The organism is Pseudomonas sp. 22072 (assembly GCF_052046095.1).
GTDB lineage: Bacteria > Pseudomonadota > Gammaproteobacteria > Pseudomonadales > Pseudomonadaceae > Aquipseudomonas > Aquipseudomonas paracarnis.
In genome coordinates this window covers 109,733-134,791 of the sequence record NZ_JBQEQE010000007.1, presented here as the reverse complement: position 1 = coordinate 134,791, position 25,059 = coordinate 109,733, and the positions used below count along the sequence as shown (strand labels likewise).

28 protein-coding genes are annotated in these 25,059 nt (G+C 60.3%); 13 read left to right on the top strand and 15 right to left on the bottom strand.

Features of this window, described 5'->3' with window-relative positions:
• Positions 1 to 87 precede the first annotated feature (87 nt).
• Positions 88 to 1,344 carry an NADP-dependent isocitrate dehydrogenase gene (gene icd, locus ACTJLA_RS09795; RefSeq protein ID WP_005789095.1) on the top strand — a complete coding sequence of 419 codons (1,257 nt, stop codon included), beginning with the start codon at positions 88 to 90 and terminating at the stop codon, positions 1,342 to 1,344.
• 63 nt (positions 1,345 to 1,407) lie between these two features.
• On the opposite strand, the gene cspD is transcribed toward icd, so the two are convergent.
• Positions 1,408 to 1,692, bottom strand: a complete 285-nt coding sequence (gene cspD / locus ACTJLA_RS09790) for a cold shock domain-containing protein CspD (protein ID WP_054899045.1) — start codon at positions 1,690 to 1,692, stop codon at positions 1,408 to 1,410.
• A 225-nt stretch (positions 1,693 to 1,917) separates the two neighbouring features.
• Here cspD and clpS point away from each other — a divergent pair, with 225 nt between their 5' ends.
• Both clpS and clpA read left to right on the top strand, forming a co-directional pair.
• Positions 1,918 to 2,286 (top strand): ATP-dependent Clp protease adapter ClpS, encoded by a 369-nt coding sequence (gene clpS, locus ACTJLA_RS09785; protein ID WP_005789091.1) that lies wholly within the window; start codon positions 1,918 to 1,920, stop codon positions 2,284 to 2,286.
• A gap of 29 nt (positions 2,287 to 2,315) precedes the next feature.
• Complete coding sequence (gene clpA / locus ACTJLA_RS09780; protein ID WP_003192090.1) at positions 2,316 to 4,586, top strand: ATP-dependent Clp protease ATP-binding subunit ClpA; 2,271 nt, start codon at positions 2,316 to 2,318, stop codon at positions 4,584 to 4,586.
• Between the two features lie 226 nt (positions 4,587 to 4,812).
• Here the strand turns inward: clpA and infA are convergent, their stop codons facing one another.
• The 3 genes from infA to aat form a co-directional block, all read right to left on the bottom strand.
• Entirely contained in the window at positions 4,813 to 5,031 is a 219-nt protein-coding gene (infA, locus tag ACTJLA_RS09775; protein ID WP_002553999.1) for a translation initiation factor IF-1, read from the bottom strand.
• A 100-nt stretch (positions 5,032 to 5,131) separates the two neighbouring features.
• Positions 5,132 to 5,839 carry an arginyltransferase gene (locus ACTJLA_RS09770; RefSeq protein ID WP_003192088.1) on the bottom strand — a complete coding sequence of 236 codons (708 nt, stop codon included), beginning with the start codon at positions 5,837 to 5,839 and terminating at the stop codon, positions 5,132 to 5,134.
• A 56-nt stretch (positions 5,840 to 5,895) separates the two neighbouring features.
• Positions 5,896 to 6,576, bottom strand: a complete 681-nt coding sequence (aat, locus tag ACTJLA_RS09765) for a leucyl/phenylalanyl-tRNA--protein transferase (RefSeq protein ID WP_034127879.1) — start codon at positions 6,574 to 6,576, stop codon at positions 5,896 to 5,898.
• Positions 6,577 to 7,052: 476 nt separating this feature from the next.
• Between aat and ftsK the strand changes: the two genes are divergently transcribed.
• The 6 genes from ftsK to cysG are packed head-to-tail and all read left to right on the top strand — an operon-like array spanning position 7,053 to position 14,554.
• Complete coding sequence (gene ftsK, locus ACTJLA_RS09760; RefSeq protein WP_032896677.1) at positions 7,053 to 9,461, top strand: DNA translocase FtsK; 2,409 nt, start codon at positions 7,053 to 7,055, stop codon at positions 9,459 to 9,461.
• Positions 9,462 to 9,515: 54 nt separating this feature from the next.
• On the top strand, positions 9,516 to 10,139 hold the full coding sequence (gene lolA, locus ACTJLA_RS09755) for an outer membrane lipoprotein chaperone LolA (RefSeq protein WP_003174700.1): 624 nt from the start codon (positions 9,516 to 9,518) through the stop codon (positions 10,137 to 10,139).
• 27 nt (positions 10,140 to 10,166) lie between these two features.
• On the top strand, positions 10,167 to 11,492 hold the full coding sequence (locus tag ACTJLA_RS09750; RefSeq protein ID WP_314546269.1) for a replication-associated recombination protein A: 1,326 nt from the start codon (positions 10,167 to 10,169) through the stop codon (positions 11,490 to 11,492).
• Positions 11,489 to 11,863 (top strand): fluoride efflux transporter CrcB, encoded by a 375-nt coding sequence (gene crcB / locus ACTJLA_RS09745; RefSeq protein WP_003192080.1) that lies wholly within the window; start codon positions 11,489 to 11,491, stop codon positions 11,861 to 11,863. Before ACTJLA_RS09750 ends, crcB begins: the two co-directional genes overlap by 4 nt.
• Before the next feature lie 15 nt (positions 11,864 to 11,878).
• On the top strand, positions 11,879 to 13,159 hold the full coding sequence (gene serS / locus ACTJLA_RS09740) for a serine--tRNA ligase (protein WP_019816715.1): 1,281 nt from the start codon (positions 11,879 to 11,881) through the stop codon (positions 13,157 to 13,159).
• Positions 13,160 to 14,554 (top strand): siroheme synthase CysG, encoded by a 1,395-nt coding sequence (gene cysG, locus ACTJLA_RS09735; RefSeq protein WP_014718896.1) that lies wholly within the window; start codon positions 13,160 to 13,162, stop codon positions 14,552 to 14,554.
• Between the two features lie 109 nt (positions 14,555 to 14,663).
• On the opposite strand, the gene ACTJLA_RS09730 is transcribed toward cysG, so the two are convergent.
• The 6 genes from ACTJLA_RS09730 to tusD all read right to left on the bottom strand — a co-directional run bounded on the left by ACTJLA_RS09730 (position 14,664) and on the right by tusD (position 18,100).
• Complete coding sequence (locus tag ACTJLA_RS09730; protein ID WP_440841146.1) at positions 14,664 to 15,659, bottom strand: glutathione S-transferase family protein; 996 nt, start codon at positions 15,657 to 15,659, stop codon at positions 14,664 to 14,666.
• Between the two features lie 88 nt (positions 15,660 to 15,747).
• Complete coding sequence (locus ACTJLA_RS09725; RefSeq protein WP_314546275.1) at positions 15,748 to 16,749, bottom strand: glycosyl transferase family protein; 1,002 nt, start codon at positions 16,747 to 16,749, stop codon at positions 15,748 to 15,750.
• Positions 16,746 to 17,081: a TusE/DsrC/DsvC family sulfur relay protein gene (locus ACTJLA_RS09720; protein ID WP_014718893.1), complete on the bottom strand. Its 336-nt coding sequence runs from the start codon at positions 17,079 to 17,081 to the stop codon at positions 16,746 to 16,748. Before ACTJLA_RS09720 ends, ACTJLA_RS09725 begins: the two co-directional genes overlap by 4 nt.
• Positions 17,078 to 17,356, bottom strand: a complete 279-nt coding sequence (gene tusB / locus ACTJLA_RS09715; RefSeq protein WP_200583082.1) for a sulfurtransferase complex subunit TusB — start codon at positions 17,354 to 17,356, stop codon at positions 17,078 to 17,080. The genes ACTJLA_RS09720 and tusB overlap by 4 nt, the downstream gene beginning before the upstream one ends.
• A complete protein-coding gene (gene tusC, locus ACTJLA_RS09710; RefSeq protein ID WP_197883028.1) occupies positions 17,356 to 17,706 on the bottom strand; it encodes a sulfurtransferase complex subunit TusC in 351 nt (116 codons plus the stop codon). The genes tusB and tusC overlap by 1 nt, the downstream gene beginning before the upstream one ends.
• 1 nt (position 17,707) lies before the next feature.
• The gene (gene tusD / locus ACTJLA_RS09705) at positions 17,708 to 18,100 is read right to left on the bottom strand and encodes a sulfurtransferase complex subunit TusD (RefSeq protein WP_186527164.1); all 393 of its coding nucleotides are present in this window, start codon (positions 18,098 to 18,100) and stop codon (positions 17,708 to 17,710) included.
• Between the two features lie 157 nt (positions 18,101 to 18,257).
• On the opposite strand from tusD, the gene ACTJLA_RS09700 reads away from it, so the two are divergent.
• Positions 18,258 to 19,433, top strand: coding sequence for a CaiB/BaiF CoA transferase family protein (locus ACTJLA_RS09700; protein WP_181124824.1), 1,176 nt, complete (start codon positions 18,258 to 18,260; stop codon positions 19,431 to 19,433).
• A 40-nt stretch (positions 19,434 to 19,473) separates the two neighbouring features.
• Here ACTJLA_RS09700 and ACTJLA_RS09695 read toward each other — a convergent pair whose 3' ends face one another.
• Together ACTJLA_RS09695 and ACTJLA_RS09690 are read right to left on the bottom strand one after the other, a co-directional pair.
• Positions 19,474 to 19,968: a SprT family zinc-dependent metalloprotease gene (locus ACTJLA_RS09695; protein ID WP_003192067.1), complete on the bottom strand. Its 495-nt coding sequence runs from the start codon at positions 19,966 to 19,968 to the stop codon at positions 19,474 to 19,476.
• 128 nt (positions 19,969 to 20,096) lie between these two features.
• Positions 20,097 to 20,699, bottom strand: a complete 603-nt coding sequence (locus ACTJLA_RS09690) for a Yip1 family protein (RefSeq protein WP_014718889.1) — start codon at positions 20,697 to 20,699, stop codon at positions 20,097 to 20,099.
• A 362-nt stretch (positions 20,700 to 21,061) separates the two neighbouring features.
• Here ACTJLA_RS09690 and ttcA point away from each other — a divergent pair, with 362 nt between their 5' ends.
• Together ttcA and ACTJLA_RS09680 are read left to right on the top strand one after the other, a co-directional pair.
• Positions 21,062 to 21,886: a tRNA 2-thiocytidine(32) synthetase TtcA gene (gene ttcA / locus ACTJLA_RS09685; RefSeq protein ID WP_014718888.1), complete on the top strand. Its 825-nt coding sequence runs from the start codon at positions 21,062 to 21,064 to the stop codon at positions 21,884 to 21,886.
• Positions 21,887 to 21,953: 67 nt separating this feature from the next.
• On the top strand, positions 21,954 to 22,625 hold the full coding sequence (locus tag ACTJLA_RS09680) for a DNA-3-methyladenine glycosylase I (protein ID WP_054898289.1): 672 nt from the start codon (positions 21,954 to 21,956) through the stop codon (positions 22,623 to 22,625).
• A gap of 124 nt (positions 22,626 to 22,749) precedes the next feature.
• Here the strand turns inward: ACTJLA_RS09680 and ACTJLA_RS09675 are convergent, their stop codons facing one another.
• Genes ACTJLA_RS09675 through arsC form a run of 3 tightly spaced genes read right to left on the bottom strand, consistent with a single transcriptional unit; the run spans position 22,750 to position 24,102 of the window.
• Positions 22,750 to 23,154, bottom strand: a complete 405-nt coding sequence (locus tag ACTJLA_RS09675) for a DUF2069 domain-containing protein (protein WP_054898288.1) — start codon at positions 23,152 to 23,154, stop codon at positions 22,750 to 22,752.
• A complete protein-coding gene (wrbA, locus tag ACTJLA_RS09670; protein ID WP_014718885.1) occupies positions 23,138 to 23,752 on the bottom strand; it encodes an NAD(P)H:quinone oxidoreductase in 615 nt (204 codons plus the stop codon). Before wrbA ends, ACTJLA_RS09675 begins: the two co-directional genes overlap by 17 nt.
• The gene (arsC, locus tag ACTJLA_RS09665; protein WP_314546298.1) at positions 23,749 to 24,102 is read right to left on the bottom strand and encodes an arsenate reductase (glutaredoxin); all 354 of its coding nucleotides are present in this window, start codon (positions 24,100 to 24,102) and stop codon (positions 23,749 to 23,751) included. Before arsC ends, wrbA begins: the two co-directional genes overlap by 4 nt.
• 115 nt (positions 24,103 to 24,217) lie before the next feature.
• Here arsC and ACTJLA_RS09660 point away from each other — a divergent pair, with 115 nt between their 5' ends.
• Positions 24,218 to 24,679 carry a TlpA disulfide reductase family protein gene (locus ACTJLA_RS09660; RefSeq protein ID WP_003192057.1) on the top strand — a complete coding sequence of 154 codons (462 nt, stop codon included), beginning with the start codon at positions 24,218 to 24,220 and terminating at the stop codon, positions 24,677 to 24,679.
• Positions 24,680 to 25,059 lie beyond the last annotated feature (380 nt).

Below are 25,059 nucleotides of genomic sequence, written 5' to 3'. Positions count from 1 at the left end.
AATGAGCATGGCGTGAGGTTTCAGTCGCCATTTATCTGGAGTAGGCTCGAACGCAGCCAGATGTTCAATCCATAGATGGAGTTCAGCATGGGATACAAGAAGATTCAGGTTCCGGCAGTCGGCGACAAAATCACCGTCAATGCAGACCATTCTCTCAATGTTCCTGACCAACCGATCATCCCCTACATCGAAGGAGACGGTATTGGCGTCGACATCAGCCCGGTGATGATCAAGGTGGTCGATGCCGCTGTTGAAAAGGCTTACGGCGGCAAGCGCAAAATCTCCTGGATGGAGGTGTACGCTGGTGAAAAGGCCACTCAAGTCTACGACCAGGACACCTGGCTGCCCCAGGAAACCCTGGATGCGGTCAAGGATTACGTGGTGTCCATCAAGGGCCCGCTGACAACGCCGGTCGGTGGCGGTATCCGTTCGCTGAACGTGGCGCTGCGCCAGCAGCTCGACCTGTATGTGTGCCTGCGCCCGGTGCGCTGGTTCGAAGGCGTGCCCAGCCCGGTGAAAAAGCCAGGCGACGTGGACATGACCATCTTCCGTGAGAACTCCGAGGATATTTACGCGGGCATCGAGTGGAAGGCCGGTTCGCCGGAAGCGATCAAGGTGATCAAGTTCCTCAAGGAAGAAATGGGCGTTACCAAGATCCGTTTCGACCAGGATTGCGGGATTGGCGTCAAGCCGGTCTCCAAAGAGGGTACCAAGCGCCTGGCGCGCAAGGCCTTGCAGTATGTGGTAGATAACGACCGCGACTCGCTGACCATCGTGCACAAAGGCAACATCATGAAGTTCACCGAGGGTGCCTTCAAGGAGTGGGCCTATGAGGTGGCGGCTGAAGAGTTCGGTGCGACCTTGCTCGATGGCGGGCCGTGGATGCAGTTCAAGAACCCCAAGACCGGCAAGAATGTAGTGGTCAAAGATGCTATTGCCGACGCCATGCTCCAGCAGATCCTGCTGCGCCCGGCCGAATATGACGTGATCGCGACCCTCAATCTCAATGGCGATTACCTGTCCGACGCCCTGGCGGCGGAAGTGGGCGGTATTGGTATTGCGCCGGGAGCCAACCTGTCGGACACCGTGGCAATGTTTGAAGCCACCCACGGCACTGCGCCTAAATATGCGGGCAAGGATCAGGTCAACCCTGGTTCATTGATCCTGTCGGCAGAAATGATGCTGCGGCATATGGGTTGGGTCGAGGCGGCGGATCTGATCATCAAGGGCACCAATGGCGCGATTTCGGCCAAGACCGTGACCTATGACTTCGAGCGTCTGATGGATGGCGCTACGTTGGTGTCGTCGTCGGGCTTTGGTGACGCGTTGATCAAGCATATGTAAACAGGTAGATAAAACCGGCCGCCCTGATGATTCGGGGCGGCCGGTTTGCTTTCAGTGCTTTGTTCAGAAGCTGGTCAGGCCTGCTTGCTTTTCTTGTCTTGATTTGTGACCGTGCGCCGCGCCGTTTTCTACAGCAGGCGTGGTGGTGATGCCTTTGATATTCACCGCGTGCAAGCCCTTTGGGCCCTGGGTAATGTCAAAGGATACCGGTTGACCCGCCTTCAGCGTTTTGTACCCATCCGCCTGGATCGCTGAGAAATGCGCAAAAAGGTCTTCTTGCTTGCCGTCTTCATTAATGAAGCCGTAACCCTTGGCATTGTTGAACCACTTGACCTTACCACTAGCCATTCCCTTATCCCTCTGCACCAGACTCCATCACTGGAGTATCATCCTGTCTATCCGTCCTAACCCGAATAAATAAGGTTGACTGCGCGGACCTTTTTTACCCACTGTGGGCTCTATTTGTTGTAACACCGTTTCGCCGATAGTCAAGGTGACCCAAGGGTCAGAGTTGAAATTCTGACAGGCCGCCCCCACCACTGTAATTGAACCACTGACGAACCTTTCTTTCCCATGCATGCAAACAGCCAGATTCGACTAACATTCAATCAGGATCGCCCGGATCAGGAACATGACGACGACGGTTCTGCAGGCATTGCTGTCCAGGAGGCCAAGCCTGCTTTACAGGCGCCGCCGATGTACAAGGTGGTTTTGTTCAATGATGACTACACACCGATGGATTTCGTCGTCGAAGTGCTCGAGGTGTTTTTTAACCTGAACCGCGAGTTGGCGACCAAGGTAATGCTGGCCGTTCACACAGAAGGACGGGCAGTATGTGGAGTGTTTACCCGCGACATCGCCGAGACAAAGGCCATGCAGGTCAACCAGTACGCCAGGGAAAGCCAGCATCCGCTACTCTGTGAAATCGAGAAGGACGGTTAACGCCGACCACTTGGGTATGAGGTGAAGCTATGTTAAACCGCGAGCTCGAAGTCACCCTCAATCTTGCCTTCAAGGAGGCTCGTTCGAAGCGTCATGAATTCATGACCGTCGAACACCTGCTGTTGGCACTTTTGGATAACGAAGCTGCCGCCACCGTTCTACGTGCGTGCGGCGCCAACCTCGACAAGCTCAAGCATGACCTGCAGGAGTTTATCGACTCCACCACGCCACTGATCCCCGTGCATGACGAGGACCGCGAAACCCAGCCAACCCTGGGGTTCCAGCGGGTATTGCAGCGTGCTGTGTTCCACGTACAGAGCTCCGGTAAGCGTGAAGTCACGGGCGCGAACGTGCTTGTGGCAATTTTCAGCGAACAGGAAAGCCAGGCCGTGTTCCTGCTCAAGCAGCAGAGCGTTGCCCGTATTGATGTAGTCAATTACATCGCCCACGGTATCTCTAAAGTGCCTGGGCACGGCGATCATTCCGAGGGTGAGCAGGATATGCAGGACGAGGAGGGCGGTGAGTCTTCTTCTTCGAGCAATCCGCTGGATGCCTATGCCAGCAACCTCAATGAAATGGCGCGCCAGGGGCGGATCGATCCGCTGGTGGGGCGTGAGCATGAGGTTGAGCGTGTAGCGCAGATCCTTGCGCGTCGTCGCAAGAACAACCCGTTGCTGGTGGGCGAGGCGGGCGTGGGTAAGACCGCGATTGCCGAAGGCCTGGCCAAGCGCATTGTCGACAACCAGGTGCCAGACCTGCTGGCCAGCAGTGTCGTCTATTCCCTTGACCTGGGCGCGTTGCTCGCCGGGACCAAGTACCGTGGCGATTTCGAGAAACGCTTCAAGGCGTTGCTCGGTGAGTTGAAAAAGCGTCCACAGGCCATCCTGTTCATCGACGAGATCCATACCATCATTGGCGCCGGTGCAGCCTCCGGTGGGGTGATGGACGCTTCCAACCTGCTCAAGCCACTGCTGTCCTCGGGTGATATCCGTTGTATTGGTTCGACCACGTTCCAGGAATTCCGCGGCATCTTCGAAAAAGACCGTGCCCTGGCGCGTCGCTTCCAGAAAGTCGACGTGTCCGAGCCGTCGGTTGAAGACACCATCGGTATCCTGCGCGGGCTCAAGGGGCGTTTTGAAGCGCACCATGGCATCGAATACACCGATGAGGCCTTGCGTGCGGCGGCTGAGCTGGCGTCGCGCTACATCAATGACCGGCATATGCCTGACAAGGCCATCGATGTGATCGACGAAGCGGGTGCCTACCAGCGCCTGCAGCCGGTCGAGAAGCGCGTGAAGCGCATCGACGTGCCTCAAGTCGAGGACATCGTGGCCAAGATAGCGCGGATTCCGCCAAAACACGTCACCAGCTCCGACAAGGAGTTGCTGCGTAACCTGGAGCGCGACCTCAAGCTCACTGTGTTTGGCCAGGATGCGGCCATCGACTCGCTGTCCACGGCGATCAAGTTGTCGCGTGCTGGCCTCAAGTCGCCGGACAAGCCAGTCGGTTCGTTCCTGTTCGCAGGCCCGACCGGCGTCGGCAAGACCGAGGCGGCTCGCCAGCTGGCCAAGGCCATGGGCATCGAACTGGTCCGTTTCGACATGTCCGAGTACATGGAGCGCCACACTGTGTCGCGCTTGATCGGTGCGCCTCCGGGCTATGTTGGCTTCGACCAGGGCGGCCTGTTGACCGAGGCGATCACCAAGCAGCCACATTGCGTATTGTTGCTCGATGAAATCGAAAAGGCTCACCCGGAAGTCTTCAACCTGCTATTGCAGGTCATGGACCACGGGACCCTGACCGATAACAACGGGCGCAAGGCAGACTTCCGCAACGTGATCGTGATCATGACCACCAACGCCGGTGCCGAAACCGCGGCGCGGGCTTCGATCGGTTTTACGCATCAGGATCACTCCTCCGATGCCATGGAAGTCATCAAGAAGAGCTTCACGCCGGAGTTCCGCAACCGCCTGGACACCATTATCCAGTTTGGTCGCCTCAGCCATGAGGTCATCAAAAGCGTGGTGGACAAGTTCCTCACCGAGCTTCAAGCGCAGTTGGAAGACAAGCGCGTGCAGCTGGATGTGACGGAAGCGGCCCGCAGTTGGATCGCAGAGGGCGGCTACGATGCGGCAATGGGCGCACGCCCAATGGCGCGTCTGATCCAGGACAAGATCAAGCGGCCACTGGCCGAAGAGATCCTGTTCGGCGAACTCTCCGACCATGGTGGGGTGGTACACATCGACCTGAAGGACGGCGAGCTGACCTTCGAGTTCGAGACCACGGCTGAAATGGCCTGATCGTTAGCTGCAACATTGCAAAAGGCGCCGAAAGGCGCCTTTTTGCTGCCTGAAATACGATTACGAGACAATGACGGTCAACTGTGGGAGCTGGCTTGCCTGCGATGACGGTCCTTCAGTCGCACATCGTTNCAGGCAAGCCAGCTCCCACAGGGTCAAGTGGCGACTGTTAAATCCTGCGCACACAAAAACGCCCGGTATAACCGGGCGTTTTGTATTGACTTGCTTAGCGAGCGCGGTAAGTGATGCGCCCTTTGCTCAAGTCATAGGGCGTCAGCTCGACGCGCACTTTGTCACCGGTAAGAATACGAATGTAGTTCTTGCGCATCTTGCCGGAGATATGCGCGGTTACGACGTGCCCATTTTCCAACTCCACACGAAACATGGTGTTGGGCAGGGTGTCGACGACAGTGCCTTCCATTTCGAAGCTGTCTTCTTTCGACATGCAGTAAAGCCCTCGGTATCCAGTGAATGGCCCGGTGCAACTGCGCCAGGCAAAAGCGGCGTGCATTGTGCCCGAAAAAGGGTGTTCAAGCCAAGGGGTTCTAGTTAAGCGTGACCCATCTTTGATTAATCAGCAGCTCAATGGGCCGATATTGGGTCTTGTAGTTCATCTTTTTGCAGTTCTTGATCCAGTATCCGAGGTACACCGCTTCCAGCTCCAGGCGCAGCGCTTCGCCTATTTGCCAGAGGATGGCGAAGCGCCCGAGGCTGCGGCGTTCTTCGGTCGGTTCATAGAAGGTGTACACCGCCGAGAGGCCGTTGGGCAGTAGGTCGGTCACCGCTACGGCCAACAGGCGGCCGTCGAGGCGGAACTCGTAGAAACGCGAAAAAGGCAAGTCACGCACCAGGAATGTGGAAAACTGGTCGCGGCTGGGCGGATACATATCGCCGTCGGCATGACGCTGCTCGATATAGCGTTGGTAGAGATCGAAATATTCTTCGCTGTATTGGGGTTTGGTGGCGTGTACTGTCAGGTCAGCGTTGCGCTTGAGAATGCGTTTCTGATTACGGTCGGGCGAAAACTGCGCAACCGGGATACGCGCAGGCACGCACGCGTTGCAGTTCTGGCAATGGGGGCGATACAGGTGATCGCCGCTGCGCCGGAAGCCCATCTCGGACAGGTCGGCATACACATGCACGTCCATGGGCTGGCTGGGATCGAGGAACAGCGTGGTGGCCTGCTCGTCGGGCAGATAGCTGCATGAGTGGGCTTGAGTGGCATAGAACTTCAAGCGCGCCAGCTCGGTCATGATCAACCCTCGGGATAAGCTTTGAAATAAGTGTAAGCCACGTGCGCGAAACTCGCCTAGGAAACCCACGGCCCGGCGTTGGGTTGGTCCAGATGTTTATGCAGGAAGTCAGCGAAGACGCTGCGGGGTATGCCGCGGGCACCCAGGCTGTGCAGGTGATCGTTGGGCATCTGGCAATCGATCAGCACAAATCCCCAGGCTTGCAGTTGCCGGGTCAATGTGGCGAAGCCGAATTTGGAGGCGTTGTCGGCGCGGCTGAACATGGACTCGCCAAAAAACAACTGGCCCATCGCCAGGCCATACAGGCCACCTACCAGTTCGCCCTGGTCCCAGACCTCGACGGAATGCGCATAGCCGCGTTGGTGCAGCTCCAGATAAGCCTTCTGGATACCTTCGGTGATCCAGGTGCCATCGGCGTAGGCACGGGGCGCGGCGCAGGCTTGGATGACGGCGGCGAAATCCTGGTCGAAGGTCACGGTATAGCGCTGCTGGCGCAATAATTTGCCCAGGCTGCGGGAAACATGCAGCTCGTCGGGGAAAATCACCGTGCGCGGGTCTGGCGACCACCAGAGGATAGGCTGGCCTTCGGAGAACCAGGGGAAGCAGCCATGGCGGTAGGCCTGGATCAGTCGTTCGGCCGACAGGTCGCCACCGGCGGCGAGCAGGCCGTTGGGTTCGCGCATGGCCTTGGCCAAGGGAGGGAACGTCAGGGTGTCGCGTTGTAACCAGGTCAGCATGGCATCCAGGCTTAGGGAAGGGGAGGGGAGTGGCAGGTCATGCACCTGCACCGCAAGCGTTGATTATTGACGACCCTGCGCCATGGGGCCAGCCCGAATAGGCTATTGGCGAGGATTAGCATGAACGGGTGTTTCTGCAACTCTGTACACAGGGTGTGGTCGTAATCGGGTCTGGCGCATGCCGGCCATTTGCCAAGCTTGCCTGGATTGCTAAATACAGCTCATAAGCCTTTGTCAGCAAAGGCAATGCATGCTCAAATTGTCCGTGCAGTCAGGTGAAGGGCAAGTGTGTGGCATCGCGCACGCAAACCCGTACAATGCGGCCATTGTGGCGTTATCGCCATTTCACCTATCCGTCACCGGGTGTTAAAAGTAGATTCAGCAACATTCGTTCATTTTTCAACTGTTCCGGATAGAACAGTCGTGTGTAGTCATTCAACAGATGGACGCGCTAAAGGCGCAGGAATAGACCCGTTTTGAAGAAATCCGCCGCAGCACCTAAAGCAGCAGTCGTACCGGCCTGGCGCCAGCACCTGCATTACCGACTCAAGGAAGGCGCACTGATTGCCATCGGTGCGCTGTGCCTGTTCCTGATGATGGCCTTGCTGACCTATGGCAAGGACGATCCGGGCTGGAGCCATAACAGCAAGATCGATGACGTGCAGAATTTCGGCGGCCCTGTAGGTTCCTACAGCGCCGATATCCTCTTCATGATCCTGGGTTACTTCGCCTACATTTTCCCGCTGTTGCTGGCGATCAAGACCTGGCAGATCTTCCGCCAGCGTCACGAGCCGTGGCAGTGGAGCGGCTGGCTGTTCTCCTGGCGCCTGATCGGCCTGGTGTTCCTGGTGCTGTCGGGCGCTGCGCTGGCGCATATCCACTTCCATGCCCCGACCGGTCTGCCGGCGGGCGCGGGCGGGGCCCTGGGTGAAAGCCTTGGCGACCTGGCGCGCAGGACCCTGAATATCCAGGGCAGCACCCTGATGTTCATCGCGCTGTTCCTGTTCGGCCTCACGGTATTCACCGACCTGTCATGGTTCAAGGTGATGGACGTGACCGGCAAGATCACCCTCGACCTGTTCGAATTGTTCCAGGGCGCCGCCAACCGCTGGTGGGCCGCCCGTGTCGAGCGCAAGCAAATGGTGGCGCAGCTGCGTGAGGTCGACACCCGTGTCAACGAGGTGGTGGCCCCAAGCACGCCGGATCGGCGCGAGCAAGCCAAGGTCAAGGAGCGCTTGATCGAGCGCGAGCAGGCCCTGAGCAAGCACATGTCGGACCGTGAAAAGCAGGTGCCGCCCGTGATCGCCCCGGCACCGCCCAAGGCGCCGGAGCCCAGCCATCGCGTGCAAAAAGAGAAGCAGGCACCGCTGTTCATCGACAGCGCCGTCGAAGGCACCTTGCCGCCGATCTCGATTCTGGACCCGGCCGAAAAGAAACAACTCAACTATTCCCCCGAATCCCTGGCGGCCGTCGGCCACCTGCTGGAAATCAAGCTCAAGGAATTCGGCGTCGAAGTGTCGGTGGACTCGATCCATCCGGGCCCGGTGATCACCCGTTACGAAATCCAACCGGCCGCCGGGGTAAAAGTCAGCCGCATTTCCAACCTGGCCAAAGACTTGGCACGTTCCCTGGCCGTGACCAGCGTGCGCGTGGTGGAAGTGATCCCGGGCAAGACCACCGTGGGTATCGAGATTCCCAACGAAGACCGCCAGATCGTGCGCTTCTCCGAAGTGCTGTCGACGCCGGAATACGACAACTTCAAATCGCCGGTCACCCTGGCGCTCGGCCATGACATCGGCGGCAAGCCGGTGATTACCGACCTGGCGAAAATGCCGCACTTGCTGGTAGCCGGTACCACTGGTTCCGGTAAGTCGGTGGGTGTGAACGCCATGATCCTGTCGATCCTGTTCAAGTCCGGGCCGGATGACGCCAAGCTGATCATGATCGACCCGAAGATGCTGGAACTGTCGATCTACGAAGGCATCCCGCACCTGCTGTGCCCGGTGGTCACCGACATGAAGGACGCCGCCAACGCCCTGCGCTGGAGCGTTGCCGAGATGGAGCGCCGCTACAAGCTCATGGCGAAGATGGGCGTGCGTAACCTGTCGGGCTTCAATGCCAAGGTCAAGGAAGCCCAGGACGCCGGCACACCGCTGACCGACCCGCTGTACAAGCGCGAAAGTATTCACGATGAAGCACCACTGCTGACCAAGCTGCCGACCATCGTGGTGGTGGTCGATGAATTTGCCGACATGATGATGATCGTCGGCAAGAAGGTTGAAGAGCTGATCGCCCGTATCGCCCAGAAGGCACGGGCGGCGGGTATCCACTTGATCCTCGCGACACAGCGGCCGTCGGTGGACGTGATCACCGGCCTGATCAAGGCCAACATTCCGACCCGCATGGCGTTCCAGGTCTCCAGCAAGATCGACTCGCGCACCATCATTGACCAGGGTGGCGCCGAGCAACTGCTGGGCCACGGTGACATGCTCTACATGCCGCCGGGCACCAGCCTGCCGATTCGCGTTCACGGCGCCTTTGTTTCCGATGACGAAGTCCACCGTGTGGTCGAAGCCTGGAAACTGCGCGGCGCGCCCGAGTACAACGACGACATCCTCAACGGCGTCGAAGAAGCCGGCAGCGGCTTTGAAAATGGCGGCGGTGGCGGTGATGACGATGCCGAGACCGACGCTTTGTATGACGAAGCCGTGGCCTTCGTACTGGAAAGCCGCCGTGCGTCGATCTCCGCGGTGCAGCGCAAGCTGAAAATCGGCTACAACCGTGCCGCCCGCATGATCGAAGCCATGGAAATGGCCGGCGTCGTGACCGCAATGAACACCAATGGCTCGCGTGAAGTCATCGCCCCCGGGCAGATGCGCGACTGATTCCGCGCCGCGTGGCAACACGCGGCGTGCCCTGACTACTCAATGAGGACTCCCATGCGCTTTATCCGCATGCTGTTGTTGCCAGCCCTAGCCCTGACCGCTGTTTCGGCTCACGCTGACCCGGCTTCCGTCGCCAGCCTGAAGAACCTGTTGGACAAATCCCAGACCCTCACCGCGCGCTTCTCCCAGCTGACCCTGGATGCCGGCGGCACCCAGTTGCAGGAAACCGCCGGTGAAATGGCCGTGCAGCGCCCAGGGCTGTTCTATTGGCATACCGAAGGCAAGGCGGAGCAGACCATTGTTTCCGACGGCCAGAAAGTCACGCTGTGGGACCCGGACCTGGAACAGGCGACCATCAAGAAGCTCGATCCGCGCCTGAACCAGACCCCGGCACTGCTGCTGTCGGGTGATGTGTCGAAAATCAACGACAGCTTCGACATCACCTCCAAGCAGACCAGCAACGTCATCGAGTTCACCCTCAAGCCAAAATCCAAGGACACGTTGTTTGACACGCTGTCCCTGTCGTTCGGCAACGGCGTGATCAACAACATGCGCCTGGTCGACAGCGTCGGCCAGCGCACCGATATCCTGTTCTCCGGGGTCAAGGCCAACCAGCCGGTGCCCGCGTCCAAGTTCAAGTTCGACATCCCCAAGGGTGCCGACGTGATCCAGGAATAAACTGCCCAGAGGTTTCAAACGCTGCCCATGGATCTGTTTCGAAGTGACCCGATTGCCCAGCCGTTGGCCGCGCGCTTGCGTTCGACCAACCTGGATGAGTACGTCGGTCAGGAACACCTGCTCGCTCGGGGCAAGCCCTTGCGCGAAGCCCTGGAGCAGGGTGCGCTGCATTCGATGATTTTCTGGGGGCCGCCGGGCGTGGGCAAGACCACCCTGGCGCGGTTGCTGGCGAAGGTCTCGGATGCGCACTTTGAAACGGTCTCGGCGGTGCTCGCCGGGGTCAAGGAGATCCGCCAGGCGGTGGAAGTCGCCAAGCAGCAGGCCGGGCAATACGGTAAACGCACTATCCTGTTCGTCGACGAAGTGCATCGCTTCAACAAGTCGCAGCAGGATGCGTTCCTGCCTTATGTCGAGGACGGTACGCTGATCTTTATCGGCGCCACCACCGAAAACCCTTCCTTTGAATTGAACAACGCCTTGTTGTCACGGGCGCGGGTCTATGTGCTCAAGAGCCTGGATGAAGCGGCGATGCGAAAGCTGCTGCACCGAGCCTTGAGCGAAGACAAGGGGCTGGGCAAGCGCCAGCTGAGCCTCAGCGATGAAGGTTTCAAGATTTTGCTGACCGCCGCCGATGGCGACGGGCGCCGCTTTCTCAACTTGCTGGAGAATGCTTCCGACCTGGCCGAAGACGGCGGCGAGATTGGCGTCGACCTGTTGCAAAGCTTGCTCGGTGACACACGCCGGCGTTTCGACAAGGGCGGCGAAGCCTTCTACGACCAGATTTCCGCGCTGCACAAATCCGTACGCGGTTCCAACCCTGATGGCGCGCTGTATTGGTTTGCGCGCATGATCGATGGCGGTTGCGACCCGCTGTACCTGGCGCGTCGTGTGGTGCGCATGGCCAGCGAAGACATCGGCAATGCCGACCCGCGGGCCCTGAGCCTGTGCCTGGCCGCCTGGGAGGTGCAGGAGCGCCTCGGCAGTCCGGAAGGCGAGTTGGCGGTCGCCCAGGCCATCACTTACCTGGCCTGCGCGCCCAAAAGCAACGCGGTGTACATGGGCTTCAAGTCGGCCCTGCGTGCGGCCGCCGAGCATGGTTCCCTCGAAGTGCCGCTGCACCTGCGCAACGCGCCGACCAAGCTGATGAAGCAGCTGGGGTATGGCGACGAATACCGTTATGCCCACGATGAGCCGGACGCCTACGCGGCCGGCGAAGACTACTTCCCCGATGAGTTGGAGCCGCAGCCGTTCTACCAGCCAGTGCCCCGTGGCCTGGAGCTGAAGATCGGTGAGAAACTCAACCACCTGGCCACTCTCGACCGCCTGAGCCCCCGGCAGCGGAGAAAATCATGATTCCTTTGGTGGTCGCGGTTTCGGCAGGAGGTATCGCCGGTACACTGCTGCGCTTTGCTACCGGCAATTGGATCAACGCCAATTGGCCGAAACACTTCTATACGGCGACGCTCGCCGTTAATATCGTGGGCTGCCTGTTGATCGGCGTGTTATACGGCCTGTTTTTGTTACGCCCGGAAGTGCCTGTCGAGGTACGTGCCGGCCTGATGGTTGGCTTTCTTGGCGGCCTGACGACTTTTTCATCCTTTTCACTGGATACCGTGCGCCTGCTGGAAAGCGGGCAAGTGCCGCTGGCGATTGGCTATGCGGCCATCAGCGTATTCGGCGGGCTGCTCGCCACCTGGGCTGGCCTGTCCTTGACCAAACTTTGATAACGAGAGACCGACATGCTCGATTCCAAACTGTTACGTAGCAACCTTCAGGACGTAGCGGACCGCCTGGCATCCCGTGGCTTTGCCTTGGATGTTGCGCGCATCGAAGCGCTGGAAGAACAGCGCAAGACCGTCCAGACCCGCACCGAAGCACTGCAGGCTGAACGTAATGCGCGCTCCAAGTCCATCGGCCAGGCCAAGCAGCGCGGTGAAGACATCGCGCCGTTGATGGCGGATGTCGAGCGCATGGGCACTGAGCTGTCCGACGGCAAAATCGAGCTGGAAGGCATTCAGACCCAATTGGATTCGATCCTGCTGGGCATTCCGAACCTGCCCCACGAATCTGTGCCGGTCGGCGAAGATGAAGACGGCAACGTCGAAGTGCGCCGCTGGGGCACGCCGAAAGCCTTCGATTTCGAGATCAAGGACCACGTCGCCCTGGGCGAATTGACCGGTGGCCTGGATTTTGAAACCGCGGCAAAAATGTCCGGCGCACGCTTTGCCTTGCTGCGCGGCCCGATTGCGCGCATGCACCGTGCACTGGCGCAGTTCATGATCAACCTGCACACCGGCGAACACGGTTACGAAGAGGCCTACACCCCGTACCTGGTTCAGGCGCCGGCGTTGATGGGCACCAGCCAACTGCCGAAATTCGAAGAAGACCTGTTCAAGATCAGCCGCGACGGCGAAGCCGACCTGTACCTGATCCCGACGGCCGAAGTGTCGCTGACCAATATCGTCGCCGGCGAAATCCTCGACGCCAAGCAACTGCCGTTGAAGCTGGTTGCCCACAGCCCGTGCTTCCGTAGCGAAGCCGGCGCATCGGGTCGCGACACCCGTGGCATGATCCGCCAGCATCAGTTCGACAAGGTTGAAATGGTCCAGGTAGTAGAACCGTCGACCTCCATGCAAGCCCTGGAAGGCCTGACTGCCAACGCCGAGCGCGTGTTGCAGCTGCTGGAGCTGCCGTACCGCGTACTGGCCCTGTGCACGGGCGACATGGGCTTCAGCGCCGTGAAAACCTACGACCTGGAAGTGTGGGTGCCGAGCCAGGACAAATACCGCGAGATTTCGTCGTGCTCCAACTGCGGTGACTTCCAGGCCCGTCGCATGCAGGCGCGTTTCCGCAACCCGGAAACCGGCAAGCCGGAGCTGGTGCACACCCTCAACGGTTCGGGCCTGGCCGTAGGCCGTACCCTGGTGGCCGTGCTGGAAAACTACCAGCAGGCGGACGGTTCGATCCGTGTACCTGAGGTGCTCAAGCCGTACATGGCGGGCGTTGAGGTCATCCGCTAAATGGAATTTCTGCCGCTGTTTCATAACCTGCGCGGCAGTCGTGTGTTGGTCGTCGGTGGTGGGGAGATTGCCTTGCGCAAATCCCGGCTGCTGGCCGATGCCGGCGCGGTGTTGCGGGTGGTTGCTCCCCAGATCGAAAGCCAGCTGCGTGAGCTGGTGCTGGGCAGTGGCGGGGAACTGATGTTGCGCGGTTATCAGGAGGCCGACCTGGACGGTTGCACCCTGATTATCGCGGCTACCGACGATGAGCCACTGAATGCGCAAGTATCCAGTGATGCCAAGCGTCGCTGCGTGCCGGTCAATGTGGTGGACGCGCCAGCGTTGTGCAGCGTGATCTTCCCGGCGATTGTCGACCGGTCACCCTTGGTGATTGCCGTCTCCAGCGGCGGTGACGCGCCGGTACTGGCACGGCTGATCCGCGCCAAGTTGGAAACCTGGATTCCCTCGACCTACGGTCAATTGGCTGGGCTGGCCGCGCGTTTTCGGGCTCAGGTCAAAGGTTTGTACCCGGATGTGCAGCAACGCCGGGCGTTCTGGGAAGAAGTGTTCCAGGGCCCGATTGCCGACCGCCAGTTGGCCGGGCAGGGCGAGGAGGCCGAGCGCCTGTTGATCGAAAAGGTCAATGGCGCCCCGCCTTATGCGCCCGGTGAGGTGTACCTGGTGGGTGCAGGCCCAGGCGACCCGGATTTGCTGACCTTCCGCGCATTGCGCCTGATGCAGCAAGCCGACGTGGTGCTGTACGACCGTTTGGTTGCGCCGGCGATTTTGGAACTGTGCCGTCGTGATGCCGAGCGCGTGTACGTCGGCAAGCGTCGTGCCGATCACGCGGTGCCTCAGGACCAGATCAACCAGCAACTGGTCGACCTGGCCAAGCAAGGCAAGCGCGTGCTGCGCCTCAAGGGGGGTGACCCGTTCATCTTTGGTCGTGGTGGCGAAGAGATCGAAGAGTTGGCAGCCCACGGCATCCCGTTCCAGGTGGTGCCGGGTATTACGGCAGCCAGTGGTTGTGCGGCTTATGCCGGGATTCCGCTGACTCACCGCGATTATGCCCAGTCGGTACGGTTTATTACCGGGCACTTGAAGAACGGTACCTCGGACTTGCCTTGGCAAGACCTGGTCGGCCCCTCACAGACCCTGGTGTTCTACATGGGCTTGATTGGCTTGCCGATCATTTGCGAGCAGTTGATCAAGCACGGGCGCTCTGCAGATACCCCAGCGGCGCTGATCCAGCAGGGCACCACGTCCAACCAGCGCGTGTTCACCGGCACCCTGGCCGACCTGCCGCGCATGGTGGCGGAGCATGAAGTGCATGCGCCGACACTGGTGATCGTGGGTGAGGTGGTGGTGTTGCGTGAGAAGCTCAAGTGGTTCGAGGGCGCCCAGTCCCAAGTCTGAACCGGCTCCTGTGGCGAGGGAGCTTGCTCCCGTGAAGTGCGAAGCGCTCCCAAATTTTTGGGGCCGCTACGCAGCCCAGCGGGAGCAAGCTCCCTCGCCACAGGAGTTATCAGCCAAAGACACCTTTACCCGGCAGCCGCACCCGATCATGCTCCGTATCAAACCCCTGCAACGGCCCCTTCGGCACAATCCCCGTCGGGTTGATCGTGCGATGGCTGGCATAGTAATGCCCCTTGATATGCTCGAAATCCACCGTCTCGGCCACGCCTGGCCACTGATACATCTCCCGCAGCCAGTTCGACAAATTTGCATAGTCGGCAATTCGCCGCAGGTTGCATTTGAAGTGGCTGTAGTACACCGCATCAAAACGAATCAGCGTAGTGAACAGCCGCACATCGGCTTCGGTCAGGTACTCGCCGGCCAGATAACGATGGCTGCCCAGGTGCTGTTCCAAATGATCCAGCTCGGCAAACACATCATCAAACGCGCTTTCATACGCCTGTTGTGAGGTGGCGAAACCTGCGCGGTACACGCCGTTGTTCACGGCGGGGTAGATGCGTTCGTTGAGGCTGTCGATGGTCGAATGCAGGGCTTGGGGGTAGAAATCCAGGGTATTGCCGGTCAGCGCATTGAACGCACTGTTGAACATGCGGATGATCTCCGCCGATTCATTGCTGACGATGCGCTTGAGCTTTTTGTCCCACAGCACCGGCACGGTCACGCGCCCGGTATAGTCGGCGGTATCGGCGGTGTAGCGTTGGTGCATGAAGTTGAAACCGTCCAGTTTGTCGCCGCTGGAGCCGTGGGCCTTGTCGAAGGTCCAGCCGTTTTCCAGCATCAGCCAACTGACCACCGAGACGTCGATCAGGCTTTCCAGGCCCTTGAGCTTGCGCAGGATCAAGGTGCGGTGCGCCCACGGGCAGGCGAGGGATACATAGAGGTGATAGCGACCGGCCTCGGCCTTGAAGCCGCCTTCACCACTCGGGCCTGGCGCGCCATCGGCGGTCACCCAGTTGCGGCGTTGTGCCTGTTCCCGTTGGGAAGCGCCATCGGCGCTACTTTCGTACCACTGGTCTTTCCACTGTCCTTCGATCAATAAACCCATGACTGGCTCCTTGGCTGATAAGCGTTGGAGCCCAGTCTAAAGAGATGAGTTCGAACTAAAAGCGCAAAGAACCGGCGTGAATGATCGATTAAATCGATTTATCCCGTGCGTCCCAGTACTGCTGGGCCAACTCGAACGCCTGTTGCCGCGGGTGACCAAGGCCGCGCAGGGCCAACGCCATGGTGGCGATCAACGCCAGCTGCGGGTAGCTGTCCTCGACGTCGCCGCGCCACAGTGCTTTTAGGTGCTCGGGCTCAAGCGTTGCCGGTTTGACGTGGCGCTGGACGGAAAGGGCGGGCCACTCTTCGTCCCAGCTCTGGCCGCCAGTGGTGCCATACAGATGACTGAGGGTGTCGGGGTTGATTTCGATCTCGCCGCCGTCGCCCTTGACCACAATCACGTTGTCACCCAGCAAGCCACTGGCATCGCGATGCACGCCCTGGTAACCGGGGTGGAAAATGCTTTGCAGGCCACAACGCGCATTCAGCGGGTTGAGCAGGCGCGCCAGAGAGTGGATAGGCGAGCGCAGGCCCAGGGTGTTGCGCAGGTCGATCATGCGTTGCAGCTGTGGGGCCCAATCACCCAGCGGGATAAATGCCAGGTTGCCGTGGGCGAAGGCGCTCTGGACCTGTTGCCAGTCGCGGCACAGCGGGATCTGCAAGCCGTCCAGCAATTGCTCGGTGTACAAGCGCCCCGCAGTGTGGGCGCCGCCGCCGTGCATCAGGATGCGCACGCCGTTCTGTGCCAGGCATTTGGCTGCCAGCAGGAACCACGGCAGGTGGCGCTTTTTACCGGCGTAGGTCGGCCAGTCGATATCGACGTTCAGCGCTGGCGCGTGCAGGCGCTCACGTACGGCTTCGGTGAAGCCCGCGAGTTCTTCCGGGCTTTCTTCCTTGTGGCGCAGCAGCATCAGGAAGGCGCCGAGCTGGGTGTCCTCGACCTTTTCGTCGAGCAGCATGCCCATGGCTTCCCGGGCTTCCTCGCGGGTGAGGTTGCGCGCGCCACGCTTGCCTTTGCCGAGGATGCGCACGAACTGCGCAAAGGGGTGCTCTTGGGGTGTTACGAGAGTCAGGGGGGCAAAGTCGGTCATAAGCAATTCGTCGGCCTGGGCAGGCCCGCCAGCTTGGCGGCGAGTTTGGCGGGAGTGCCGTTGAACAGTTTGTTGAGGTGCAGGCTGTTGCCCTTTTCCGGGCCCAGCTTCAAGGCGGTGTACTTGATCAGCGGGCGCGTGGCGGGAGACAGCTGGAATTCGGTGTAGAACTGGCGCAGCAGGGTGAGGATTTCCCAGTGTGCCGGGGTCAGCTCCAAGGCTTCGGCAGCGGCCAGGGCATTCGCCACTTCATCGGACCAGTCGTTGAGGTCGACGAGGTAGCCGTCCTTATCCAGTTCCAGGGTGCGTGCGCCGACGGTCAAGGTGTTCATAGCCAGGTGTTGACCTTGTCGTAGTCGATCGACAGTTGCACGAAGCCTGGGTAATCGACGCTGTCAGCCCAGTCGGGCAGCGGCAGGTTGCGCGCCTGCATGTCCTCGGCCAGCACAAACACCTTTACGCCTTTGGTTTGCAGGGCGGGCGTGTGCAGGCCGTAGGCTCCGTCGCCGCACAGCAGGATTGCGTCCTCGGCCCCACAGATGCGCAGGCTGCTATCGAGGCGGCTGTCGGTAAACGGGGAATGAGACACCACATGTAGAGTCGACATCAGAGGGTAATCACCTGGTCGTAACGGTCAATCAGCTGGGAAATGGCTTGGCTGTCGAGCGCCTGCGCGTGGGCAGGCGGCGGCAACCCGCGTGCGGTCAGGCTATGGCTGCACGCGAACACGTCATCAATGCCGAACAGGCCCAGGGCCTGCAGGTTGGCACTCAGGTCTTTCTGTTGCACGGCCTTGGCCGCTTGGTTCAGCGCCAGTTGGAACACACCGTCATCCAGGAACAGCAGGCCAATGGGCAGATCGAACGCGCCGCCGGCCAGCACGATATCCAGTGCTTCCCGCGCACTCGGCCCGGACCACGGGGCCTGGCGGCTGATCACCAACAAGGATCTGGACATGTCACGGCCCTCCAAAACAGATCAGGCGGTCGGCGTCCTGGATCGCGTCATGCAATTGCCCCAGGCCCGACAACGCCCAGGGTGCTTCCAGGTTGATCGCGCTGCGTTGGTAACGCGCAGCTTCTTCGGCATTAAGCACCCCCCGGCGCAGGGCGGCGGCGATGCACACCACGCCGTCGAGTTGGTGCTGGCTGACAAACTCGCGCCATTGGCGCGCAATGTCTTGCTCATCCTGGGGCGCGACGATGTTATTGGACGCGCTGTACACGCCGTCCTGGTAGAAAAACAGCCGCACGATCTCATGCCCGCCGGCCAGCGCCGCCTGGGCGAACAACAGGGCGCGGCGCGAGGAGGGCGCGTGGGCGGCGCTATACAGTGCAATCGCGAACTTCATGGAAGACTCTGCCAACAAACGTCGGCCAATGATAAAGCCGCCGCCGCGAAAAAGCCCGCCGTGATCAAAACGGTCACTGTGGTTGATCGTTCTGACGATTGCCGGCAGGCGTCCGGCTGCCTAGTCTGTGAGTATTCGCAACCCAACTGGAGTCCCCATGTCAGGTCCCTTGGCGTCCCTTAAAGTGTTGGATTTTTCCACCTTGCTGCCCGGCCCGTTTGCCTCCCTGATGCTGGCGGACATGGGCGCCGAGGTGCTGCGTATCGAATCGCCCACACGGATGGACCTGTTACGTGTGTTGCCGCCCCATGATCGTGGTACCTCGGCCAGCCACGCCTACCTCAATCGCAACAAGCGTAGCCTGGCCCTGGACCTCAAGCAGGCCGAGGCGCTGGAGATTGTGCGTGAGTTGGTCAAGGGCCATGACATCCTGCTCGAGCAGTTCCGCCCCGGTGTCATGGCGCGCCTGGGCCTGGGCTATGAGGCGCTGAAGGCGATCAACCCGCGGCTGATCTATGTGTCGATCACCGGCTACGGCCAGACCGGCCCCTATAAGGACCGCGCCGGGCACGATATCAACTACCTGGCGTTGGCCGGCGTCGCCAGCCATACCGGGCGCCAGGACACCGGCCCGTTGCCCCTGGGCGTACAACTGGCTGATGTGGCAGGCGGTTCGCTGCATGCCGTGGTGGGCTTGCTGGCGGCGGTAATTGCCAGGCAGCAAAGCGGGGTGGGGCAATACCTGGATGTGAGCATGACCGATTGCTCGTTCAGCCTGAACGCCATGGCTGGGGCCGGTTACCTGGCTTGCGGGGTCGAGCCTGGGTGGGAGAACCATGTGCTCAATGGCGGGAGTTTCTATGACTACTACCGCACACGCGATGGGCGCTGGATGTCGGTGGGCAGTTTGGAGCCGGGGTTTATGCAGCAGTTGTGCGCGGCCTTGGGGCGCCCGGAACTGGCGGCGCACAGCGTGACGCCCGAGCGGCAAGGCGTGCTCAAGCAGGCGTTGCAGGTGGAGTTCGAGAAGCGCAGTTTTGACCAGTTGTGTGAGTTGTTTGCCGGAGTGGATGCCTGTGTTGAGCCGGTGTTGAGTTTGAGCGAAGCGGTGGAGCATCCCCAGTTGAAGGCGCGGGAGCTGGTCAGCCAGGTGCCCCGGGGTGATGGCTCGACACAAGCGCAATTGGCCTGCCCGCTGAAATTCTCCGAGGGGTTGCCGGCGCCCAGGCATATTGGAGTGGCGGTGGGGGCGCACAGTGATGAGGTGCTGGCGGAGTTGGGGTTCGGTATTGAGCGGATAGAGCAATTGCGGCAGGCCAAGGTTGTAGGTTGACTGAGCCGACGCTTTCGCTGGCTTGCCTGCGAAGAGGCCCTCATTCCACCCGAGTTTCCCCGGTGAACACCAGCGTCTGCCGACACCGCCGACACAAATACCGCCGCCCCTGGTTCACCAGCCCATGGCGCTGCGGTGAAAACGGAAAATCACTGTCCGCACACGGGCAGCGGTAAATATAGCGAGTCACTTGCCGGCGCTTGACCTCGTAGGTATGGCAACGGTCTGGCGGAAGTTCGTAAACCCCGCGCATGATCAACTGCCATTCCTCGCCATGGGGCTGGATACGCTCGCCGAACAATTGGTGGGCAATCAGGTGCGCCACTTCGTGGGCCACGGTTTGCTTGAGAAAGTGTTGGCTGTTTTCACGGTACAACTGAGGGTTGAAGCGCAGCAGGTTCTCGTGCAAATGCGCGACACCGGCTTTCTGGCCCCGCAGCTTGAGGCTGACCTGGGGGCGTTTGAAGCTTCGTTTGAAAAAGGATTCGGCTTGCAGGAAACAATCTTCGACGCGGGTATTGAGTTGCTCGGGCATGCTGTACATATCTCCAGAGACTCCCAGTATGCCGCAAAGCTGGGTGTTTCCGAATCTGTCAGGCGCCGAATGGTCATGCATAACGCACAAAGCCACCTTGCGGTGGCCTTGCATGCGGGGTTTTTCGTTCAACTGGTGTAGATCGGCCCGACGCCCAGGCCCCAGACGATCACGGTAAAGGCCATGATCGCTACCAGCACCACCAGGCCGACGGCCAATACCGAGCTGGAAAACAGGAAGCCTTCATCCGGGTCGATACTCATGAAGGTCGGCAGCCCCACATACAGCAGGTACACCGTGTAGCAGATCGCCGCCGTGCCCACGACCATGCCCAGCCACATATGCGGGTAGAGCGCCGCCAGCCCGCCGATAAACAAGGGTGTGGCGGTGTAAGTGGCAAATGCCACGCAGCGGGCCATGCTTGGGCTGGCGTCGTAGGTGCGGGCCATCCAGTGAATGAACGCGCCCATCACCGCCACGCCGCACAGCATGGCCGCGTAGGACATAAGGGTCATCCACAGCGCGCTTTCCTGGGTCAGCATCACCGGGGCACGGTTGCCGATGACCCAGCCGACTTGAGTGGTGCCAATAAAGGCGGAAATGGCGGGGATCGCCGCGAGAATCAGGGTATGAGTGAGGTACATGTGGCTGATGCTTTCTTCTTTATCGCCACGGATTTCCCGCCATTCCTGGTCGGGATGGGTAAACAGCCCCACGACGTGATGGATCATGCCAGTCACTCCTGTCGTTATTACCATCGCCCCCCATCGGAGCGCCCACGGGCCATATGGCCTGAAAGGTCTGGATAGATGTGCGACCTCAAGTCGCAGTATAGAAAGGGATGACCGGAATAACCGTAGGGGCTTTAGAGCAAATTGCGCTGTAAACAGGGGGGCTAATCGCGGTGTGGTCTGTCTGAGGTCATGGGATCCAGTGTGGGAGCTGGCTTGCCTGCGATGGCGGCCTGTCAGGAACAGAGATGTTGACTGGCACACCGCTATCGCAGGCAAGCCAGCTTCCACATTGGATCTGCGCCAGTCTTACCGGTAAAATGCTGCGCTTTTCGTCACACACCTTTGCGGATCCAAGCGCCATGGGCACTCTTACAGTCAACCAGAACAAACTGCAAAAACGCCTGCGTCGCCTGGCCGGTGAAGCGGTCGCCGATTTCAACATGATCGAGGACGGCGACAAGGTCATGGTCTGCCTCTCCGGCGGCAAAGACAGCTACACCATGCTCGACGTGTTGCTGCACCTGCAAAAGGTCGCGCCAATCAAGTTCGAGATCGTGGCGGTCAACATGGACCAGAAGCAACCCGGTTTCCCTGAGCATGTGCTGCCGGCCTATCTGAAAGAACTGGGCGTCGAGTACCACATCGTCGAGAAAGACACCTACTCGGTGGTCAAGGAATTGATCCCGGAAGGCAAGACCACCTGCTCGCTGTGCTCGCGCCTGCGCCGTGGCACGCTCTATACCTTTGCCGATGAGATCGGCGCGACCAAGATGGCCCTGGGTCATCACCGCGATGACATCGTCGAAACCTTCTTCCTCAATATGTTCTTCAACGGCTCGCTCAAGGCCATGCCGCCCAAGCTGCGTGCCGATGATGGGCGCAACGTAGTGATCCGCCCGCTGGCGTATTGCAACGAGAAGGACATCCAGGCTTACTCCGATTTCAAGCAATTCCCGATCATCCCGTGCAACCTGTGCGGCTCCCAGGAAAACCTGCAGCGCCAGGTGGTCAAGGAGATGCTGGTGGACTGGGAGCGCAAGACCCCTGGGCGTACCGAAAGTATCTTCCGCAGCCTGCAAAACGTGATCCCGTCGCAATTGGCCGACCGCAACCTGTTCGACTTCACCAGCTTGAAAATCGATGAGACCGCCGCATCGCGTTTCGTCAATGTAGTGAACCTCTGAGTCTTCCCGAGGCTCTAGTACACGGCGCTTGCGGGCGCCGTTTTCAATTCGACTGACAGGAGAGGGCATGCGCGATTACAAGTGGCTGCACGAATATTGTCTGAACCGCTTCGGTTCGGCGGCCAAGTTGGAAGCCCATCTGCCGGTGCCCAAGACCCCGGCGCAATTGCGCAAGATAGCGGATGACCGTTACCTGTCGACCTTGGCGCTGCGAGTGTTCCGCGCCGGTTTGAAGCACAGCGTGGTCGATGCCAAATGGCCGGCGTTCGAGCAGGTGTTCTTTGGCTTCGACCCGGAAAAAGTCGTGCTGATGGGTGCCGAACACCTGGAACGGCTGATGCAGGACACCCGCATCATCCGCCACCTGGGCAAGCTCAAGAGTGTGCCGCGCAACGCGCAGATGATCCTGGATATCGAGCAGGAGAAAGGCAGCTTCGGCGCGTTTATCGCTGATTGGCCGGTGACCGATATCGTCGGGCTCTGGAAGTACCTGAGCAAGCACGGCCACCAGTTGGGCGGCCTGTCGGCGCCTCGCTTCCTGCGCATGGTCGGCAAGGACACCTTTGTACCGAGCGATGACGTGGTGGCAGCGTTGAATGCGCAGAAGATCGTCGACAAGGCGCCGACCAGCCTGCGCGATTTGGCGACAGTACAGGGTGCCTTCAACCAGTGGCATGCCGAGAGTGGGCGGCCGATGTGTCAGCTGTCGATGATGTTGGCCTATACCGTCAACCATTGATACTGATCGTTCCCACGCTCCGCGTGGGAATGCATCCTGTGACGCTCCGCGTCACCCTTGCAACTAGGCCCGGGACGCAGAGCGTCCTGGGCAGCATTCCCACGCGGAGCGTGGGAACGATCAGTCAATCGGCCAGCCGCCGGTTCAATTGATGCCGCCAACGCACATACAGCAACGCCGTGCAAAACACCGCCAGGCTCGCCAGCATCTCCAGCGCACCAAACCACTGGCGGTTCGGGTCATACGCCGCCAGTGCGCCCTTGATGAAATACAGGTTCACCGCAAAGCACATCCACGAATGCCCGCGTGCGCTGCCCATCAGCATGCCTGGCGCAAGTATCAGCAGCGGCACCAGCTCGATCAGCAGGATGACCCACGGGCGCGCCCCATGCAGGTCGGCGACCAACAGGTAGTACACGCACAACAAACCCACCAGGCCCAAGAACGCCAGCAGGCTTAGCGCGCGTGCCACCTTGACCCGTGGCTCCAGCCACTCCCGTGGCGGCAGGACCTTAGGCTTCCTGGCCACGGCCGTTCTCCAACAGCGTGGCGGTCTTGGCCAGGCGCAGGCCCAAGGCCCGGCACAAGGTGATTTCATGTTGATCGAGCATACGCTTGCCGTCTGGCCCGGAATGGTGGCTGGCGCCATACGGCGTGCCGCCGCCCTGGGTGTCGAGCAGCGCCTGCTCGCTGTAGGGCAGGCCGGTGATCAGCATGCCGTGGTGCAGCAGCGGCAGCAGCATCGACATCAGCGTGGTTTCCTGGCCGCCATGCAGGCTGGCGGTGGAGGTGAACACGCCGGCCGGCTTGCCAACCAAAGCGCCGGTGAGCCACAGGTTGCTGGTGCCATCGAGGAAGTACTTGAGCGGCGCGGCCATGTTGCCGAACCGGGTCGGGCTGCCCAGGGCCAGGCCCGAGCAGTGCTTCAGGTCGTCCAGGCTGGCATACAGCGCGCCTTCGTCGGGAATGCTTGGTGCCACCGCTTCGCACTCGGTGGAAATCGCCGGCACGGTGCGCAACCGCGCTTCCATGCCGCCTTGCTCGATACCGCGGGCAATCTGTCGGGCCATCTCGCTCACCGAGCCGTTGCGGCTGTAATACAACACCAGCACATAGGGCGTAGTCACGGCAGGATCTCCAGCACGTTCTCGGGCGGGCGGCCAATGATGGCTTTGTCGGCGGTTTCCAGGATCGGGCGTTCCATCAGCTTGGGATGGGCTGCGATGGTGGCGATCAGCTGGGTGTCGCTGAGGCTGGCGTCGGCCAGGTTCAGGGTTTTGTATTCGTCTTCGCCGGTGCGCAGCAGTTGGCGTGCGCTGATCCCCAGTTTTTTCAGCAGGGCCTCGATTTGCGCGGCATCCAGCGGGGCTTCCAGGTAGCGCACGACGGTCGGGGTGAGGCCGCGGGCTTCCAGCAGTTCCAGCGCACCGCGGGATTTCGAGCAGCGCGGGTTGTGATAAAGCGTCAGATCGGTCATGTGCGGGTCGCATCTTGCGTAAGGTGGCGGGTATTCTACCTGCGCTGGCGCCTGTCCTTAAACCGTAAGAGGCGATAGGCCGCAGCCAACGTTCATTTTTGCGAAGGAATACCCCATGACAAGGCGACTGATCGGTGCATTGGCGATCATCACAACCCTGCTGCTCAGCGGCTGCGGTAACGATTACGGCGTTGACCAATACGGCCAGAAAGTGGCGGCCGAACGCCTGGACAAACAGTGGCTGGTGGTCAACTACTGGGCCGAATGGTGTGGCCCGTGCCGCACGGAAATCCCCGAGCTCAATGCCCTGGCAGAACAGTTGAAAGGCCAGAATGTCGGGGTGTTCGGCGTCAACTTCGACAATGTGCAGGGTGAGGAACTGAAGGCCGCCAGCGACAAGCTGGGGATCAAGTTCACGGTACTGGCCCAGAACCCGGACGGGATCTTCGAGATTCCGCGCAGTGAGGCCTTGCCGGTGACCTACATCATCGACGACAAGGGCAAGGTGCGTGAGCAGTTGATGGGTGAGCAGACAGCGGAAGGGGTGTTGGCCAAGCTCAAGGCCCTGAAAGGCTAGAACTATGGGAGCTGGCTTGCCTGCGATGGCCATGGGTATCTACACAATTTTGGAGTGACGCTGGACCTGTGGCGAGGGAGCTTGCTCCCGTGACGGCTTGACAGCCGACGCTGATCTAACTGAGGCACGGTGATCCAAATGTGGGAGCTGGCTTGCCTGCGAAGGCGGCCTGCCAGCCGACCGGGATATTGGATTTGACCGAGTACATATCCATTATTTAGGTAACGGCCACCGATGGTTCCGCTCTGACAGCGGCTCACTTTTGAAAAGCCGGAATGCCGGCCCAGACAAAAGTAAGCGAAACGCTCTTGCCCCACCACTCGGCACCTCGCTTAGGCTCGGTGTGCCCGTAATCCGCCAGTGATTTGGGGGGCCGCCGC